General features: G+C 45.8%; 12 protein-coding genes. 8 read left to right on the top strand and 4 right to left on the bottom strand.

From position 1 onward, the window contains the following. Positions 1 to 75 precede the first annotated feature (75 nt). The 4 genes from DVG78_RS02675 to DVG78_RS02660 are packed head-to-tail and all read left to right on the top strand — an operon-like array spanning position 76 to position 8,219. Positions 76 to 3,420, top strand: coding sequence for a SusC/RagA family TonB-linked outer membrane protein (locus DVG78_RS02675; protein ID WP_229598110.1), 3,345 nt, complete (start codon positions 76 to 78; stop codon positions 3,418 to 3,420). Between the two features lie 13 nt (positions 3,421 to 3,433). After that, complete coding sequence (locus DVG78_RS02670; protein ID WP_114459502.1) at positions 3,434 to 5,074, top strand: RagB/SusD family nutrient uptake outer membrane protein; 1,641 nt, start codon at positions 3,434 to 3,436, stop codon at positions 5,072 to 5,074. Positions 5,075 to 5,129: 55 nt separating this feature from the next. Beyond that, on the top strand, positions 5,130 to 6,707 hold the full coding sequence (locus DVG78_RS02665; RefSeq protein WP_114459501.1) for an arylsulfatase: 1,578 nt from the start codon (positions 5,130 to 5,132) through the stop codon (positions 6,705 to 6,707). A 27-nt stretch (positions 6,708 to 6,734) separates the two neighbouring features. Then, positions 6,735 to 8,219 carry a sulfatase gene (locus DVG78_RS02660; protein WP_114459500.1) on the top strand — a complete coding sequence of 495 codons (1,485 nt, stop codon included), beginning with the start codon at positions 6,735 to 6,737 and terminating at the stop codon, positions 8,217 to 8,219. Positions 8,220 to 8,530: 311 nt separating this feature from the next. Here the strand turns inward: DVG78_RS02660 and rlmD are convergent, their stop codons facing one another. After that, complete coding sequence (gene rlmD / locus DVG78_RS02655) at positions 8,531 to 9,943, bottom strand: 23S rRNA (uracil(1939)-C(5))-methyltransferase RlmD (RefSeq protein ID WP_114459499.1); 1,413 nt, start codon at positions 9,941 to 9,943, stop codon at positions 8,531 to 8,533. 139 nt (positions 9,944 to 10,082) lie between these two features. Here rlmD and DVG78_RS02650 point away from each other — a divergent pair, with 139 nt between their 5' ends. Continuing rightward, positions 10,083 to 12,314, top strand: coding sequence for a T9SS type B sorting domain-containing protein (locus tag DVG78_RS02650; protein ID WP_114459498.1), 2,232 nt, complete (start codon positions 10,083 to 10,085; stop codon positions 12,312 to 12,314). A 4-nt stretch (positions 12,315 to 12,318) separates the two neighbouring features. Here the strand turns inward: DVG78_RS02650 and DVG78_RS02645 are convergent, their stop codons facing one another. Then, the gene (locus DVG78_RS02645) at positions 12,319 to 13,161 is read right to left on the bottom strand and encodes an alpha/beta hydrolase (RefSeq protein WP_114459497.1); all 843 of its coding nucleotides are present in this window, start codon (positions 13,159 to 13,161) and stop codon (positions 12,319 to 12,321) included. Between the two features lie 247 nt (positions 13,162 to 13,408). On the opposite strand from DVG78_RS02645, the gene DVG78_RS02640 reads away from it, so the two are divergent. The 3 genes from DVG78_RS02640 to DVG78_RS02630 all read left to right on the top strand — a co-directional run bounded on the left by DVG78_RS02640 (position 13,409) and on the right by DVG78_RS02630 (position 15,535). Then, positions 13,409 to 14,182: an SDR family NAD(P)-dependent oxidoreductase gene (locus DVG78_RS02640; protein WP_114459496.1), complete on the top strand. Its 774-nt coding sequence runs from the start codon at positions 13,409 to 13,411 to the stop codon at positions 14,180 to 14,182. A gap of 25 nt (positions 14,183 to 14,207) precedes the next feature. Then, positions 14,208 to 14,978: an SH3 domain-containing protein gene (locus DVG78_RS02635; protein ID WP_147276969.1), complete on the top strand. Its 771-nt coding sequence runs from the start codon at positions 14,208 to 14,210 to the stop codon at positions 14,976 to 14,978. Between the two features lie 80 nt (positions 14,979 to 15,058). After that, positions 15,059 to 15,535 (top strand): CHRD domain-containing protein, encoded by a 477-nt coding sequence (locus DVG78_RS02630; protein WP_114459494.1) that lies wholly within the window; start codon positions 15,059 to 15,061, stop codon positions 15,533 to 15,535. A 141-nt stretch (positions 15,536 to 15,676) separates the two neighbouring features. On the opposite strand, the gene DVG78_RS02625 is transcribed toward DVG78_RS02630, so the two are convergent. Both DVG78_RS02625 and DVG78_RS02620 read right to left on the bottom strand, forming a co-directional pair. Further along, positions 15,677 to 17,950, bottom strand: a complete 2,274-nt coding sequence (locus tag DVG78_RS02625) for an aconitate hydratase (protein ID WP_114459493.1) — start codon at positions 17,948 to 17,950, stop codon at positions 15,677 to 15,679. A gap of 201 nt (positions 17,951 to 18,151) precedes the next feature. Then, the gene (locus DVG78_RS02620) at positions 18,152 to 18,634 is read right to left on the bottom strand and encodes a hypothetical protein (protein ID WP_114459492.1); all 483 of its coding nucleotides are present in this window, start codon (positions 18,632 to 18,634) and stop codon (positions 18,152 to 18,154) included. Between the last annotated feature and the right edge of the window lie 16 nt (positions 18,635 to 18,650).

The following is an 18,650-nucleotide window of genomic DNA, read 5'->3' as shown; positions in this document are numbered from 1 at the left end:
TGTTGAATCCGCCGGTGTGTACGAAGCACCGCGTTTTCGTGTCTTGCCTTTTCCAAAACAAAAACAATCAAATCTATGTCAAATTTCTTTACCAGAAAAGAGATTTTCTACCTTATGAAAATCACCCTCACCCCGTTGCTGCTCGTTTGTCTGCTGACTACCCTCAGTTTTGCGGAAAATACCTTTGGCCAAGAACGGCTGCAGGAAAAAATTACGCTCAATCTGAAAAACACAGACCTCAAAACGGTACTTAAAAACATTGAGCGAAAAACGAACGTTGTTTTTTCTTACCAAAAGGGCGTACTCGCCTACGACGACAAGCTGACCATTGACATCAAAGACGAAACCTTAGAGTCGGTATTGCAGCGTATTCTCACCCCGCGACAAATCAGCTACCAAGTCATCAAAGCCAACAAGATTGTTTTGATGCGACGTGTTTCGGGCAACCTACCCGAAGAAGCCGAACCCAAACTCGTTCCCACTACCCTCGACCTTAAATTAGACCAAACAATTACAGGCACCGTCACCGACGAAAACGGGGCAGGATTGCCTGGCGTGAGCATTTTGGTGAAAGGTACCCAACGTGGAACAACTACAAACGCTGAGGGGAAATTTAAGGTAGATGTACCAAACAGCGATGCCGTGCTGGTTTTCTCTTACGTGGGATATTTGCCGCAGGAGGTAGTGGTAGGCAATCAATCACAACTTTCAATTTCTTTAAAAGTAGATACCAAAGCTTTAGAGGAAATTATTGTAGTAGGTTATGGAACTCAAAAAAAGCGGGATCTGACGGGGGCTATTTCCAGTATATCCAGCCGGGATATTGCCGAAACCCCCTCTTCCAATTTCCTACAGAACGCTCAGGGTCGTCTGGCCGGAGTGGATATTGTACGCACCAACGGAAATCCGGGCTCTGCTCCTACCATCCGTATTCGCGGAAATCGCTCCATCAACGCCAGCAACAATCCGCTCTATGTCATTGACGGAATCCCGACGGATGTGAGCATCAACGACTTCAACCCCAACGATATTGAGTCCATGGAGGTACTAAAAGATGCCAGTGCCGTAGCCATATACGGATCTCGCGGAGCCAATGGAGTTATTTTGATTACTACTAAAAAAGGTAAAGAGGGGAAGGCCGTCATCAGCTACGAGAGCTACTACGGTATCAAGAAAGCCCAGAAAAACCTGAACCTAATGAACGGTAAGCAATTTGCACAATACTCCAGAGTTTCCCGGGGGATTGATGCCAATGATGCGAGCAAGGACAATACATTCTTCAGCACATTGGAAAGTGATAACTTGAAAAATGGCGTGGAAGCCGACTGGCTGGATCTCATCCTGCGCGACGGGCAACAGCAGCAGCACCAGATTTCGGCCAGCGGGGGTAACCAGAGTACCACCTACTATCTGTCGGGAGCTTTTTATGACGAAAAGGGCATCATGCAGGCCAGCGACTACCGGCGTTACTCGTTTCGGGCCAATATCGAAACCAAACTCTCTGAGCGGCTGCGCGTGGGAGTAAGTTCTACAGTAGCCAGCGATTTGCAGAATGTCATGTCCAACGGCCCCTATACAAATGCCTTGCAGTTTTCTCCTCTGGTGCAGCCTTACGATACCGATGGTAACTTCATCGCCTATCCCAATCCCCGCGAAGGTTTGCTCGCCAGTCCTCTGCTACAGTACCAGCCCGGACAGTACACAGACGAACGCAAAAAGTACCGGATATTCGCCAACATCTTCGCAGAATATACTTTCACCAAAGGGCTTACCTACCGTCTGAATTACGGACCTGATTTTAGTACTTCTCGTCAGGGGCAGTATGGAGGTACCCTGGCCGGAAGCGCCAATACCGCCTCAGTGTCTAACCAGCAAAACTTCGCCTATACCCTCGAAAACGTTCTGTCGTTCAACCGTAAATTCAAAGAGCATTCCCTCAATATAGTAGGGCTTTTCAGCACCCAAACCAACCGTTTCGAATCGTCGGGAGCCTCTGCACGCAACATTCCGATAGAATCTTCCCTTTTTTATAATTTAAACAGTGCCGAAACCGTCACGGGTATCAATAGCTCTCTTACCCAATGGGGACTTGTATCTTACATGGGTCGAATCAATTATAGCTTTAAAGACAAGTACTTACTCACCCTGACCGGACGAGCCGATGGTTCTTCGCGCCTTTCTCAAAAAAACAAGTGGGCCTTTTTTCCTTCTATATCGGCAGGTTGGGTGATTTCTGACGAAGCCTTTATGAGTAATATGAAGGCGCTTTCCTTTCTCAAACTTCGAGCAGGATACGGTTCCGTGGGCAATACCTCCATCTCACCTTATCAGACCCTTGGCGGGCTGGAACGCTCGGTGTATGCTTTTGGCAACGACCCGGCTTTCGGTTATGCCCTGAATGTGATCCCGAATCCTGATCTGCGCTGGGAGATTTCCAGTACCCTTAACTTAGGAATGGACTTTGGCCTATTAAACGACCGCTTAACGGGCTCGCTGGAAGTTTACAAAACCAATACCACCGACCTGCTACTGAACCGATTGATTCCTATTACTTCGGGCTATGAATCTATTTTACAGAACATCGGTGCCACCAGCAATCAGGGCTGGGAACTGTCGTTGAATGGGAATATTTTTCATTCGGCCAATGGGTTGAAGTGGGATGCAAATTTGAATATATTTAGCAATAAAGAAAAAATCGTTGATCTGTTTAACGGAAAGGATGATGTAGGAAACCAATGGTTCATCGGTCAACCCATCAGTGTGTTTTATAATTTCAAACAGCAAGGAATTTGGCAAACCGGCGAAGCCGATGAAGCCAACAAAGCAAAGCAGAAGCCTGGTGATATCAAGATTGCAGATGTGAATGGACGGGATGCGGGCGGCAATCTGACGAATCAGCCCGATGGTGCCATCAATGCCGACGACCGAACCGTACTCGGCTCTACAGTCCCCAAATGGAGTGGCGGATTGACCAATCGAATAAGCTACAAGGGTATTGACCTTTCGTTCCTAGTCTATGCCCGGCAGGGGCAATACATCCGTAGTGACTTCCATTACCTGGGCGGCAACAACTGGCAGGGACGCTACAATGCCATCAATTTTGATTACTGGACTGCCAACAACCCCGTCAATAAAATACCCCGTCCCAATGCCGCAGCAGCCCCCTTGTACTCGGATGCAGTGAGATTTTTTGATGGTTCTTTTATCAAAATCCGGAATATTAGCTTGGGATATACTCTTCCAAAAGCGATCACATCAAAGGCTCGTATTAGCAGCCTCCGCTTTTACGCTACGGCCGACAATGCCCTAATCTTCTCACCCTATAAACTGGTTGACCCCGAAACAGCCAATGGAATCGTAGGAGGCAGCTCTCCAATGACTTCTGCCACCTATGTTTTTGGCATGAACCTTAAATTCTAATCTACTTACTGATATGAAAAAGATCTCTACTATAATCAGCTTATTATTGATAGCAGGAGTACTTATCTCCTGTAACGATCTCCTTGTAGAAAACCCCGTAGGATTGGCCACTGCCGATAGCTACTACTCAACCCCGAAAGGCATTGAGGATGGCCTGAAAGCCACATATACTCCCTTACGGAATTTCTACGGACGCGAGCATTCGTTTTTCCTCACCGTAACCGGCACTGACATGTACACCAATGGTTTTGGGGGAGCTACCAATAACCCAGACTACAATAACTATTCTCCCAATTTCCTGGGCTCCAGTGCCTATGTCAAAACCATTTGGGATAATTTTTATGTGGGTATCAATCAGGCCAATGCCGTAATCGGCCGGGCACCCAAAGTAGCCGGCCTCAACGCTGTTCAACGGAATCGCATTATCGGCGAAGCTCGCTTTCTTCGAGCACTTTATTATTTTCATCTGGTAGAGCAGTATGGTGATATCCACTTTACACTCGAAGAAACACAAGGCGTAGAAACCGAAGCCAAGCGTACATCGGTTGCCACTGTGTATCAGCAGGGTATAATTCCGGATTTACAATTTGCCGTAGCCAATCTACCCGCCAAAGCACAGGCCTACGGACAGGCTACCAAACATGCCGCCGAGGGATTGCTGGCCCGGGTGCAGCTTACCTTAGGCAATTGGGCGGAAGCCGAAAAAATGGCCGCCGCCGTGATTAATAGCAACAACCATTCGTTGGTAAAAAACTACAGCGATCTATGGGACATCACCAAGGAGCTGAATACCGAGGTAATCTGGTCAGTACAATATACCGACAACCCACTGACGAATGGTCCAGGAAACCAAGGACACCTCTATTTTCAGTTTGATTATACGCTCAACCCCGCCATGACCCGTGATGTGGCGAATGGGCGACCTTTTCAACGATTCATGCCCACTAACTATACCCTCAATCTTTTCGATCTGAGTAAGGACAGCCGTTTTGATGGTACTTTCAAAACCGTGTGGATTGCTAATACCAAAGCTACCATCAATGGCAAGACCGTTCAACCTGGCGACACTGCCATCAAGATCGTGATGCGCCCTGTAGCTGATGCGGTACAAAAAGCCGCTCCCTACTGGCTGATTGATTACAACAATAAATGGGTTGGCAGCGTAACTGACCAATTGGAAATAGGTGGCTCAAGCCGTCGTCAGTTTCCTACCCTAAAAAAATACCTCGACCCCCTTCGTGTCAGCGTCAATGCAGAAGACGGGCGGCGTGACTTCATGGTGCTTCGTCTGGCCGAAATGTACCTAATAGCCGGAGAGGCGGCCTTTCGTCAGGGTAACCTGACCAAATCGGCCGAGTACGTCAATGTGGTACGTACGCGCGCCGCTCTCCCTGGCAAAGTAGCCGAGATGCAAATCAAATCGGCTGATCTTAATGAAGATTTTTTTATGGATGAGCGCGGCCGCGAGTTGGCCGGTGAAATGCTCCGTTGGTATGACCTAAAGCGATCTGGCAAATTTTTGGAACGCCTGAAAAAATTCAACCTGGATGCCGCAGCCAATGTAAAGGAAATGCACTTGGTAAGGCCAATTCCACAAACCCAGATTGACCGCGTAACCAATCCGGGCGATTTCCCGCAAAACCCAGGGTATTAAATATATTGGCTTAGGTTAAACTAAAGAAAGTAGAATATTTAAACTCATTTTTGGGATGAAAAAGGCTCTTATTCTGTTCTTAGGACTTTTTTGTTGCGCATCTTTTGGCCAAAACAAGCAAACAAGACCCAATTTTGTAATCATTCTCGCTGATGACTTAGGGTTTAGTGACATTGGGTGTTACGGTGCTGAAATTCAGACGCCTAATCTGGACAAATTGGCAGCCAAAGGCGTGAAATTTACACAATTTTATAACGCCGCCCGTTGTTGTCCCAGTCGAGCGTCACTATTGACGGGTATGTATCCTCACCAAGCAGGTATGGGTACGATGGTCGTCAGTAAAGTAAAAGACCGTAGCCAAGAAAACTCCACGCAAGGCTGGTTGAGCAGGCAGACGGTAACGATGGCTGAAGTGTTAAAAACGGTAGGGTACCAAACCTTCATGTCGGGCAAATGGCATGTGGGCGAAGAACGACCTGATTGGCCTTTGCAGCGTGGTTTTGAGCAATATTTTGGTTTGATTAGCGGGGCCAATAGTTACTATGAATTGCTACCAAATCGTTTGGTGTTGGAAAACAACAAACCTTATAAAATCCCTGACAGTTTCTATTTGACTGATGCTATTTCTGATAAAGCTATTGGTTATATTGAACAAAGTAAAGGGGCTCAAAAACCATTCTTCCTATATGTAGCCTACACCGCACCGCATTGGCCGCTCCACGCTCCTGCGGAAGAAATAGCCAAATATCGGGGCAAATACCTAAAAGGCTGGGACAAATTACGCGAAGAAAGGCTCGAAAAACAGCGAGAATTGGGACTTTTTCCTAAAAACTTCCCTTTATCGCCCAAAGAAGCCGACATCTCAGACTGGGAAAAGACCATAAACAAAGACGAATGGGACTTGAAAATGGCTACTTATGCTGCTATGGTCACCAGAATGGACGCAGGAATTGGGAAAATTATTGAAAAGTTAAAGGCCAATGGGCAGTTTGAAAATACTGTTGTTATGTTTTTGTCCGACAATGGCGCCTGTTCCGAAATCTTAGACAACCGTGCCAAACGAGATTTAGGGGATGAAAGCTACGAAATATCGCTAAGAAAAGAAGCGGGAGAAAAGGGCTCTTACACAACCTACGGCAAAGAATGGGCCGCCTTGGGAAATACGCCATTTCGGCTCTACAAACAGTTTACCCACGAGGGAGGCATCGCAACTCCTATGATTGTGCATTACCCAAAGCTTATCAAAAAACCACTCCAAACCAATCAGATAGGGCACATTATGGACATTATGCCCACTTGTTTGGCGTTGGCCAAGGCCGAATATCCTACCACTTACAACCAAAACGCTATTAAACCTTTAGAAGGGAGTAGTTTAGTGCCCATTTTAGAAGGGAAAACGCGTAAACCTCATTCCTATTTAGCTTGGGAACATTTTGATTGTCGGGCGGTCAGACAAGGAAAATGGAAGATAGTTTGGTCAAAAGATGTAAAGAAATGGGAACTTTATGATGTAGAAAATGACCGAACCGAGCTGACTGATTTGGCCATACAATACCCCAAAAAAGTGGAAGAAATGAAAGTTTTTTACCAAGAATGGAGTGCAAAAGTAGGTGTTAAAAATGGAGACAAGTAGTTTTTACCAACAAAAAGCAGAAAATTCATGTTGAAAACGGGACTATTGTTGAGTAGTACACTTACAGCACTATTGCTTCTATTGAGCAGTGTTTCTTTCCGAAAATCACAACCACCCAATATACTGTTTATTTGTGTGGACGACCTTCGCCCCGATTTGGGGTGCTATGGCAACAACCACATCAAAAGCCCTAACATTGACAAACTGGCCGATGAAGGCTATTTGTTTGATAACCATTATGTTACTGTGCCTACTTGCGGGGCATCTCGGCATAGCCTCCTGACGGGGCAATTGCCCAAAACAACACAACATTTGGGCAATGATGCATCGGCAGTCTTTTTGTCTGGCAAACCTGAAACAGAAATTCCTGAAACGTTTATTCATTTACTGAAACGCAATAATTATTACACAGTTGGTATGGGGAAAATAAGCCATCATCCTGATGGTCATGTGTATGGTTATTTAGATACTCCCAAAGAAGCACCGCTCGAACTGCCCCATAGTTGGAATGAAATGCTTTTGGATGTGGGCAAATGGGGAACGGGTCACAACGCGTTTTTTGGGTATGCCGATGGTACAAATAGAAATGCCCTCAAAGGTAAAGTGAAGCCATACGAATCGGCGGTTGTAGAAGATGAAGGCTACCCCGATGGTCTTACTGCTAAACTCGCCATTCAGAAAATTTCAGAACTTAAAAATAATGACAAGCCTTTCTTTTTAGCAGTTGGTTTCTTTAAGCCCCACTTGCCTTTTAATGCCCCTAAAAAATATTGGGACATGTACGATACAAACAAAATCCCCCTCTCCCCCTCTCCTAATATTCCTGAAAATGTAAACAAAGCAAGTTTGCACCCGAGCGGTGAGTTTAATAGTTATCAATTGGGCGATGAAAAAGTTTCCTTAGACCGGCCTGTATCAGACCAATATGCTCGAAAACTCCGACATGGGTATTTTGCCTGCGTAAGTTATGTAGATGCTCAAATTGGAAAAGTATTACAGGAATTGGAAAAACAGGGCTTGGCCGACAATACAATCGTTGTCTTGTGGGGAGACCATGGATGGCACTTGGGCGATCAGCGGGTTTGGGGCAAACATACTTGTTTTGAAACAGCCCTAAGAAGTGTGTTAATTATCAAACATCCTAAGATGAAGCAAGGTGTAAAGGTGAACGACATCGTAAGTACAGTAGACATTTATCCCACCCTAATGGATTTTTGCGGTATTATTTCGCCAAAGGATATTTCGGGACATAGCCTTAAAGAAAGGCTTATGAAAAAGCAACCTGTTAATGGCAAAAATGTAGCCTACAGTTATTACAACAAAGGAATAACTGTACGAACCCAAAGGTACCGCTTGACGCAATATTTTAGAGATGCCCAACCGACGATTGAACTCTACGACCATATAAACGACCCCAACGAAACCAAAAACATTGCCTCTTCCAATCCATTGATAGTAAACAAGCTAAAACCATTATTAGAAAAAGGAAACACGGGCTTGTATCAGCGTTAGGGGTCAAACTGTTTATTCCACTACGCCGTTGCTCGGCTCTGCCGACTCACGACCCGAGCCATTCTGTCAATCGCGTATAAATTGGCCTTCACGTAAATCGTGAAGGCCACACGACTTTGGATTTCGGGGGTCATATTTTTAGTTACTTTCAATATTCCTTGCTTTCTCCTCCGTGTATATCTGTCAAATCCGTACAATCCGTGTTCTATGGGAGGTTGACCTATACTTTGCACAAATTTTTTACAGTAACTAAAATTCTTAGGAATGAGGTAACAATAAGGTAGTACGGAAGATGCGAGTGACTAACGCGGCTACTTCCTTTCCAACACCACCACATTCTCCACGTGATGTGTATGCGGAAACATATCGACGGGGCGTACGCGCTGCACGGTGTATTTCTCGTCCAACCACGCCAAATCGCGCGCCTGTGTGGCGGAGTTACAGCTTACGTACACGATTTTGGTCGGCTCCATATTCAGCAAGGTCCGCACTACTGGCTCGTCCATACCCGCGCGCGGCGGGTCAGTAATGACGACATCGGGGTGGCCGTTTTGGGCCACAAATTCTTCGTTCAACACGTTTTTCATGTCGCCCGCATAAAAGCGCGTGTTCTCAATGCCATTGATGGCTGAATTTATTTTGGCATCTTCAATGGCCTCAGGAACGTACTCTACCCCTATCACGGCCTTGGCCTGCCGCGCCACAAAATTGGCGATGGTGCCCGTGCCTGTGTACAAGTCATACACGTGCTCATTGCCCGTCAACTGCGCAAAATCCCGCGCGATTTTGTACAATTCATACGCTTGGTCGGAGTTGGTTTGATAAAAAGATTTGGGGCCAACCCTAAACGTCAGGCCTTCCATCTGTTCTTCAATGTACGGTTTACCAGCGTAGAGAATGGCCGTTTGGTCGTAGTAAGAATCGTTGCCTTTGGTATTGATGATGTATTGTAGCGAAGTGATTTGCGGGAAAGTTTCGGCCACGAAAGCCATTGTCACGTCAATATCTTCCTGATTCGGCTCCGCAAACTGCACAATCACCATCACGTCGCCCGTATTTGCAGTTCGGATAATGACATTACGTACAAATCCTACATTGTGTTTTTGGTCATAAAAACGAAACCCTTTCGAAAGCGCAAACGTCCGCAGTTGGTTGCGAATATCGTTGGAAGGGTCGGGTTGAAGAAAGCATTTTTCAATGTCCAAAATACGGTCAAACCGTTTGGGAATGTGAAACCCCAGCGCATTGCGTTCTAGTTCAACACCCTTCGCAATTTCTTCGTTGGTAAACCAACGCAAATTCGAAAAAGTATACTCCAGTTTATTACGGTAAAAAGTGGTCTTCTCAGAGGGGAAAATCGGCTCAATTTCAGGAAGTGGTACCTTGGCGATGCGGTGTAGGTGGTCGCTGACCTGCTGCCACTTAAATTGAAGTTGTTCTTTATAGCCAATGTGCTGCCACTTACAGCCTCCGCAGGTGCCGAAGTATTCACAAAACGGCTCAGTTCGCTTATCCGACAATGAATGCGTTTTGATAACCCGTGCTTCGTAGAACTTTTTTTTCTTAAAACTTAGAATTTCAACATCAACTACATCGCCAGGAGCCACGTTGCCTTCCACAAAAACAACCGCGCCTTCTAGCTTTCCAATGCATTTTCCTTCGGATGCAAAATCTTCAATGAGTAAATTAGATACGACTTGTCTATTTTTTTTGTAATTTTTCATCCAATTTGATTCGTTACGTTATCCATAAATCTTTACATTGATTCCTTTCTACTCATCAAGCAACGCAACGGTGTTTTTTTGCGTAAGAGTTTGAAACAATTCGGCAAAAATACAACGAGAAGTTAAGCCCTAAAACCTTATGAAAAAAATTCTACTTCGCGCATTGTGGATATTGGTGCTTTTTCCGCTCACTTCGTGGGCGTCGCATATTGTGGGAGGCGAAATTGAATTTTATCCAACCAACCGTTCAGCCAACCGTTTTTACATTGGACTTAATTTTTATTTTGACCAAGCCAACGGTCGTACTGGTGCCGAAACATCCACGGTAATTCTGTATTTTTACCGTAAATCAGACAACGCGCCCATGGGTAATATTGAACTTCCACAAACCGCCCGCAAGCTCATTAATTACACCAACCCTACATGTAGCAATGCCAATACTGATTTACGGACATTACTGCTCCGATATTCTTCCGAAATCGTTATTAATACCCAAAATTTCAACGACCCAAAGGGCTATTACATCGTGTGGGAACGCTGTTGCCGTAATAACATCATCACCAACATCACAAATCCAGCCAGCACAGGAGAGACTTTTTACACGGAGTTCCCCGCGTTGGTCCAAGATAATCTTCCCTACGTCAATTCATCTCCCAAGTTCGGTGAGCTAAAAGGGGATTACATCTGCCTGAATCGCCCTTTTGTTTTCGATTTTAGCGGCACCGATGCCGATGGCGACAGCCTCGTTTATTCCCTTTCCAAGCCCTGGGCGGGGTACGCTGGCCCCAACAATCCGGAGCCAATTGCGCGCGGAGCCAGCAGCTACCCCGAAGTAAACTGGGCTCCGGGTATCACCAACCAAAACATGATTCCTGGTCCACGACCGTTAACCATCAACCGCCAAACAGGCGTACTGAGCGTCACCGCCGACCAAGCGGGGCTGTACGTATTTGCGGTGCTGGTAGAAGAATACCGCAAAGGGGTAAAAATTGGTGCAACGCGGCGGGAGTTTCAGCTGAAAGCCGTCGACTGTCCCCTCAACCGAACGCCCGTAGCCCTCTATCGCGAAACGGGCAAAAGAGCCTTTTACAAAGAAGGAGAAACCCTAACCATCAAAAAAGATCAGGCTAAATGCCTAGACATCATGCTGACCGACGGTGACCCTAACCAAAGGCTGTCCATCAAAACCGTAGGTATTAACTTTGACGACAAGTCGGTCGTTGCCAACCCCGTTTCTTTTATTACCACTTCCGCAACTGATACCCTAAAAGCACAGATTTGTTTTGAAAAATGCGTGGAAAGCCGAAATAACCAACCTGTTATTTTGGAGGTGATTGTGAGCGATGACGGCTGTCCGCAACCCCTAACCGATACCTTACGAATTCGGGTTTTTATCGAAGGCTCGACCAACAATAATCCCGACGTAACCACCGATTTGAGCAACAACCGCGCCACCATTCCGCAAGGCACTACCCTTAATTTCAAAGTAACGGGCATTGACCTCGACAATGATGATTTGGTCTTGGAAGCCAAAGGGCGGGATTTTCAGCTAACAGCAGCGGGGATGACCTTTAGCAACGCCACAGGCAAGGGAAGCGTAACGCAGCCTTTTACTTGGACTCCACCTTGTAACGCCACCAATCGAGAGTATATCGTTGACTTTATCGTCACGGATGTGGCCTGTAATAAGCAAGTAAAAGATACCGTCAGTGTACGACTGCAATCCACCGCCAAGCCCAACAACGCCCCCGATGTGTCGACGAGTTTGACGGGCCGACAACCCATTGATGTGCCGCTACCTTCAGTAGATGCCGAAGTCTTAGGATTTGACGTGTTTGGTGATGACCTCGACAAGACCGACCAACTCAAGCTATATGCCCAACCCAAAGGTTTTACGCTTGCCCAGTACGGGATGAAGTTTAGTGATAAAACGGGCGTGCCCCGCTTGGCTTCACGCTTTGAATGGGAGCCTACCTGCGCCCAATACACCGAGCTGTCGGGCAAAGAATTAACCCTCAACTTCATTACGGAAGACAACAGTTGCGGCCCCATAAAAACCGATACGGTAGCGGTAGTGTTACGATTTGGTGACTTGCCCAGCATTGAAAGTCTTGACAAAAACATTCCGAACGTGATTACCCCCAACAACGATGGCAAAAACGATTGTTTCTTTTTGGAAAGTCTTTCCGTCGCCACCTGCGGGCCGCAGTTTTTGCAGGTTGATATTTACAGCCGTTGGGGGAAACTTATTTTCACTTCTACCGACCGCAAATTCAAATGGTGCGCCGAAGGTGTGCCCACGGGACAATATTATTACGGCCTGAAATTTACCGATCGTACCTTCAAAGGAACGATGACCGTCATTAAGTAAGGTTTCAATAAATACTCAGTATCTTGTCAATCAGCAGGTCTGCCGTAAAATCGTGGGTTTCTTCTGGATAAAAATAGTAGCGGTATTTTAGACGCAGAAGGTTGAGTTTAAAGCAAAGAATTTCACCCTGTTCTTTGGGAACCACCCGGTCTTTGCCGCCATAAAAGAGCATCGTAAGCGGTGGGGCTTTGTGATTAACAATAAAGAAAGGGCTTGCTTTTTGGTATTCTTCGGGCGAATCTGAGAAGGTTTTCCCGATTAATTGTTGAATTGGGAGTTCGAGCCCCGCTTCCCGGAGCGGCTCGGAAGTTAGGTCGGTTGGGGCCGCAATGCCCACCACTCCTTTGAGCTTTACACCAGAAAAATTGGAATAGGCATAGTTTAAGGCCAAATGTCCACCCGCGCTCACCCCGCCAATCACAAACCCCTCTTGGGTGATGTTATACTTATCGGCATTTTTCCGCAAATACTCAACCAATAATTGGATGTCTGCCATTTGCTGTTCCAACCGAATGCCTTTACTACTCGTAAGACGATAATTGGCATTGACGATGGTTAAATTTTTGTTTCGACCTTTGAGTCCCATCACGCTGGGAATCAGAAACGACTTATCTCCGGACCCCCACGCGCCTCCGTGCAACAATATCAATACTTCCGAAGGGCGCTCTCCCGTTGTCACAGGGGCATATATATCGCATTTTTGAACTGGATCTGCACCGTAAGCTTGATTGAAATACTCTTTATATCCGGTCACTTCCTCTTCAATGGCTGGAGTAACTTCTGATAATTTACACCCTCCCAAGGCTACAATCAACCAGCCTGCTAATGCTAATGTATACTTACGCATCTTTTTTAGAAATTTAATAAAAACAATACTACCTAATTGGCCTTATTTCTTCAAAAGAAACTTATTTAGTGGTTAAAGATACGATTTTGAATAATTGGTACATATACGATTTTAAACACTGTTTGGATTCATGGACCCCAAAAGTTAGTCATTTATAAAATTAGAGGGTTAAAAACGTTCAATTTTATAAAATCGCGGTAATTTTACGCCCTTTAGCGCTTTTATCAGCAAAAAGATTTTACACCTCATGTTTTCACTTACCGATAAAGTAGCCCTCATAACGGGCGGTGCCAGTGGTATTGGACTGGCAATCAGTCAACTTTTTGCCCAACAAGGCGCCCACGTCCATATTCTTGAACTGAACGAAGCGCTCGCGCAAAGTGTGGCCACTGAACTCCAAAATGAAGGGTTTAAGGCCCAAGCCCACGGGCTGGATGTCTCCAAACAGGCCGATGTTATTGCCACAATTGATGCCATTTCCCAACAACATCCCATTGATATTTTAGTCAATAACGCAGGAATCGCCCACATCGGTAAAGCGCATACCACCACCGAAACTGACTTTGACCGCATCATGGACGTCAATGTAAAAGGCATGTACAATTGCCTTTTTGCTACCATTCCCCATTTCTTGTCCAAAGGGGCCGGCGTTATTTTGAATACCGCCTCAGTAGCAGCATCTGTAGGGATTCCCGATCGTTTTGCGTACTCGACCGGCAAGGGGGCCGTCATTGCCATGACACTCTCGGTGGCCAAAGATTATTTACACAACAATATCCGCTGTAATTGCCTCTCTCCTGCCCGCGTACATACGCCTTTTGTCGATGGCTTTATTGCCAAAAACTACCCCGGACAAGAAGAAGAAATGTTTGAGAAACTGTCTAAAACGCAGCCCATTGGACGAATGGCCAAACCCAAAGAAATTGCCGCGTTGGCCCTTTACCTTTGTTCAGACGAAGCGGGTTTCATTACAGGATGCGATTATTTAATCGACGGTGGATTTGTAAAATTGAATAATTAAAGTGACGGGAAGAGTGGCGTGGAAAATGAGTGATCTATCAACCGATAAAAAACAATTGAAGAGCAAAAAATGGTTAGCGACTTGTTGGAAATCGGTGTGTTTACTCATCATCACGCTGTCGGTACGGGCGCAGGAGGTAAACCTACCGCAGGCTGATTCGTTGTTTTTGAGCGGTCGGCAGGCAGAAGCAAAGGTACTGTACGAAAAACACCTTTCGCAGGTCGTCAACACGACCACTATTCCCATCCCGATTTATTATAAATTGGCTTTCATCAGCGAAAAGCAAAACGACTATGCGCGGGCGCTTTATTATCTAAGCATGATTTATAATAAACAGCCCCGTCAAAACATCTTAAACAAAATCAACGAAATTGCGGCCAATCACAACCTGACGGGTTATGAAGTGGATGATTTCAGTTTTGTTTTCCTTTTCTTTCGTAAGTACTCCCTCTACTTCAATTTATTTTTGTTGATTGTGGCCATTTATGCATTTTGGGCTTTAAATCAAAAAAGAGTCAGGGGGGAGTCCATCCGAAGTCGCCATAAATTTGTGGTGATTGCCTACTTGATTGCCCTGCTTTTGCTGCTCAATCTCCCTGATTCTTACCAGATTGCCATCATCAACAAAGGCCAAACTTACCTGCGGGATGCCCCCTCCTCTGCGGCTCCAGTCACATTGTCGATTGCCCAGGGAAACAAAGTAACGGTCATCGGCGAAACCGACGAATGGCTTCGTATTTGGTGGAACCAACAGCCGCTTTACGTTCGCAAATTAGACGTTTGGCGGGTACGTTGAAGGATTTTTATGCACAAATTTTTGTATATTCTGAGATAAACCTATATTATTGCAATTAAACAAACAAATCAGCAAATTCCATGAAGAGATTGACGCAAGCTTTACCCGTTTTTTTCGCCCTGTTCACGGTAGGCGTTATGGTTGGCTGTAAAGACGAAGGTCCACACACAAATCCTGAAGTTAAATTTGAAGCGACGTTGACCGGTGCTAATGAGGTTCCCCCTGTTACAAGCAGTGCTACAGGAAGGATGGAAGGGATTTACAACAAAGAAACCAAAACCCTTACTTATACCATTACGTATTCTGGCCTTACCCCGACTGCTGGTCACTTCCACAGCGGAAACAGTTGGGAAACTGGTGGCGTTATCCATACTTTTAGCGCAGTAACCACATCACCTATTTCTGGTAGATGGGAGGGATTAAACCAACAACAGGAAAACCTGCTTTTCTCAGGTCTATTTTACGCAAATCTTCACACGGTTGCTAACAAAGGCGGAGAAATTCGCGGTCAGGTAAATATGTCTGACTTTGTAGCCTGGAAGGCAAGCCGTCAATAACATTTCAGAAAAGACTTAAACGACTTTTCACAAAAAAGCTGCCGAGAGGCAGCTTTTTTTATTTCGTCACTTCACCAACTAACAAAAAAATAAGCGGGGCATTTGCCCCGCTTATCCAATGGTTTATCTTCGATTAACGAATTAGTTACCAGCTACTTGTGCACGAATGATATTCAATGCAGCACCTGCTTTAAACCACTCGATTTGTTGCTCGTTGTAGGTATGATTGACCACTACTTCGTCCTTGGTTCCATCGGCGTGGTTGAATACCAACGTCAACGGCTTTCCAGGAGCGAAATCTGTCAATCCTAAAATATCAACGCTGTCATCTTCTTGGATTTTGTCATAATCAGACTTATCAGCAAAAGTCAACCCCAACATTCCTTGTTTTTTCAGGTTGGTTTCGTGGATACGGGCAAACGATTTTACCAATACCGCACGTACTCCCAAGTGACGAGGCTCCATGGCCGCGTGCTCACGTGAAGAGCCTTCGCCGTAGTTTTCATCACCAACCACGATTGAACCGATGCCTGCTGCTTTATAGGCGCGTTGGGTAGCGGGTACTGGGCCATACTCACCCGTCAATTGGTTTTTAACGTTATCCGTTTTCTCGTTAAAGAAGTTTACGGCTCCAATCAGAAGGTTATTTGAAATATTATCTAAGTGACCGCGGTACTTCAACCACGGACCAGCCATCGAAATGTGGTCAGTAGTACACTTTCCTTTGGCCTTAATCAACACTTTCAAACCTTTGAGGTCGGTACCTTCCCAAGCTGCAAACGGGTCAAGCAATTGAAGACGATTCGATGTCGGCGAAACTGCTACTGAAATACCGCTACCGTCTTCGGCAGGGGCTTGGTAGCCAGCATCTTCTACGTCAAAACCACGTGGTGGCAATTCGTCTCCGCTTGGGTCGTCGAGTCTTACTTCTTCTCCCAATTCGTTGATGAGGGTATCAGTCAGGGGGTTAAACGTCAAATCACCCGCAATGGCCAAGGCCGTCACCAATTCAGGCGAACCTACGAATGCCAGGGTATTTGGATTTCCGTCGGCACGTTTGGCGAAGTTACGGTTGAACGAGTGAACGATGGTGTTGCGTTCTTGCTTTTCGGCACCCACCCGCGCCCACATCCCGATGCAGGGACCGCAGGCATTGGCAAATACTTTACCGCCAATTTCGTCAAAAGTGGCCAAGAAGCCATCTCTTTCTACCGTGTAGCGCACTTGCTCAGAGCCGGGAGTGATGGTAAATTCAGCTTTGGTTTTAAGGTGTTTGGCCGCTACCTGACGCGCCAATGAAGCCGAACGAGCAATGTCTTCGTACGAAGAGTTGGTGCATGAACCAATCAAACCTACCTCAATTTTGGTTGGCCAACCGTTGGCCAAAGCCGCTTCTTTCATTTTTGAAATCGGCGTTGCCAAGTCAGGCGTAAAGGGTCCATTCAAATGCGGCTCCAGTTCGCTGAGGTTGATTTCAATAACTTGGTCAAAATATTTTTCGGGTTCAGCGTATACTCCAGCATCTGCCGTAAGGTGTTCTTTCACCGTATTGGCAATGTCGGCTACGGCATCACGCCCCGTTGAACGCAAGTAACGCTCCATCGACTCGTCGTACGCAAAGGTGGAAGTCGTGGCTCCGATTTCAGCACCCATGTTACAGATCGTTCCTTTACCAGTACATGACATCGAAGTAGCTCCTTCGCCAAAATATTCCACAATAGCACCTGTTCCACCTTTAACGGTCAGAATACCCGCTACTTTCAGGATTACGTCTTTTGGCGACGTCCAGCCGCTCAATTTACCCGTTAGTTTTACGCCGATTAATTTAGGAAATTTAAGCTCCCACGGCAAGCCAGCCATTACGTCGCAAGCGTCTGCGCCACCCACTCCAATGGCAATCATTCCCAATCCACCCGCGTTTACGGTGTGTGAGTCGGTTCCGATCATCATACCGCCCGGAAAAGCGTAGTTTTCAAGCACCACTTGGTGAATGATACCCGCTCCGGGTTTCCAGAAGCCAATGCCGTATTTATTGGAAACAGAAGAAAGGAAATCGTATACTTCCTGATTTTCAACCACTGCTTTACTCAAATCTTCCGACGAACCAACCTGGGCCGTAATTAAGTGGTCACAGTGTACGGTTGAAGGAACCGCTACTTTAGGACGACCCGCCTGCATAAACTGCAACAACGCCATTTGAGCCGTTGCATCCTGCATAGCTACGCGGTCGGGACCAAAATCAACGTATGATTTTCCACGCTCATAAACGGTGGTTGCGTCTCCTTGCGTAAGGTGAGCATACAGAATTTTTTCTGTATACGTAAGCGGACGGCCTACCACTTTACGAGCAGCCTCTACTCGTTCGCCGAGCTTAGCATAGAGGCTTTGCATCATATCTAAATCAAATAATGCCATAGTATATGAAATTGATGAGTTAATTTACAGGCATAAAACTACAAACTGTAAAGCAAAATACCCTAAAAATCTTGCTAAATAGTTGTAGAAAACCTTCTACAACCTAAGGAAGCACCTAAGAATCGGGTTTTACTTGTTTTTCAATCGTTGTTCTACCCTGCTGTCTATAATAACCAACATCAATCCATATACAATCGTTTTTTATTGGCAAATTCTCACAAACTTTCGCTCATTGGTTTCACCTTCTTTGCCCACGATTATCCCCAGTATCAATTCTTTAGTGGTTAATTTTACCACCCGCGTTTTGTTTTCCCAAGCCACCCCGCCAAGAACTTGCTCCCCCAACGAAATCTCTTTTCCGTCAAACTTAAAATCTGTCATTAATCGGGCGGGTAATGCTGGCGCTACGCCGTTGGTTCCCGAAAGATTATTTGTCACTTTTAGCTGACCATCACCCGTAAACTCCAATAAATACGAATTTTCAGGGGCTTTTTTCCAAGAAGAATCGGCAATAACGGGACAACAGCCCCCAAAATAACGGAACTCCGTCATCGTCCATTTGCCAGTTAAAATCGGCTGATCAGAAATACATCCCGCCGCCTCTGGGGCCAGTAAGGCATCTGAAGTGGATTGGCAACGAATATTAATCAAAGCCACCAGTCCGAACAAAATTATTTTTTTCATTGTGTCAACGCATTCT

Source organism: Runella aurantiaca (assembly GCF_003339505.1).
Lineage (GTDB): Bacteria > Bacteroidota > Bacteroidia > Cytophagales > Spirosomataceae > Runella > Runella aurantiaca.
This window is presented reverse-complemented; position numbering and strand designations above follow the sequence as displayed.

Bases quoted from the DNA above. Each gene is read 5' to 3' on its own strand.
- DVG78_RS02670 (WP_114459502.1), top strand. From the start codon at position 3,434: ATGAAAAAGATCTCTACTATAATCAGCTTATTATTGATAGCAGGAGTA.
- DVG78_RS02650 (WP_114459498.1), top strand. From the start codon at position 10,083: ATGAAAAAAATTCTACTTCGCGCATTGTGGATATTGGTGCTTTTTCCG.
- DVG78_RS02675 (WP_229598110.1), top strand. From the start codon at position 76: ATGTCAAATTTCTTTACCAGAAAAGAGATTTTCTACCTTATGAAAATC.
- DVG78_RS02635 (WP_147276969.1), top strand. From the start codon at position 14,208: ATGAGTGATCTATCAACCGATAAAAAACAATTGAAGAGCAAAAAATGG.
- DVG78_RS02660 (WP_114459500.1), top strand. From the start codon at position 6,735: ATGTTGAAAACGGGACTATTGTTGAGTAGTACACTTACAGCACTATTG.
- DVG78_RS02625 (WP_114459493.1), bottom strand. From the start codon at position 17,950: ATGGCATTATTTGATTTAGATATGATGCAAAGCCTCTATGCTAAGCTC.
- DVG78_RS02620 (WP_114459492.1), bottom strand. From the start codon at position 18,634: ATGAAAAAAATAATTTTGTTCGGACTGGTGGCTTTGATTAATATTCGT.
- DVG78_RS02645 (WP_114459497.1), bottom strand. From the start codon at position 13,161: ATGCGTAAGTATACATTAGCATTAGCAGGCTGGTTGATTGTAGCCTTG.
- DVG78_RS02665 (WP_114459501.1), top strand. From the start codon at position 5,130: ATGAAAAAGGCTCTTATTCTGTTCTTAGGACTTTTTTGTTGCGCATCT.
- rlmD (WP_114459499.1), bottom strand. From the start codon at position 9,943: ATGAAAAATTACAAAAAAAATAGACAAGTCGTATCTAATTTACTCATT.
- DVG78_RS02630 (WP_114459494.1), top strand. From the start codon at position 15,059: ATGAAGAGATTGACGCAAGCTTTACCCGTTTTTTTCGCCCTGTTCACG.
- DVG78_RS02640 (WP_114459496.1), top strand. From the start codon at position 13,409: ATGTTTTCACTTACCGATAAAGTAGCCCTCATAACGGGCGGTGCCAGT.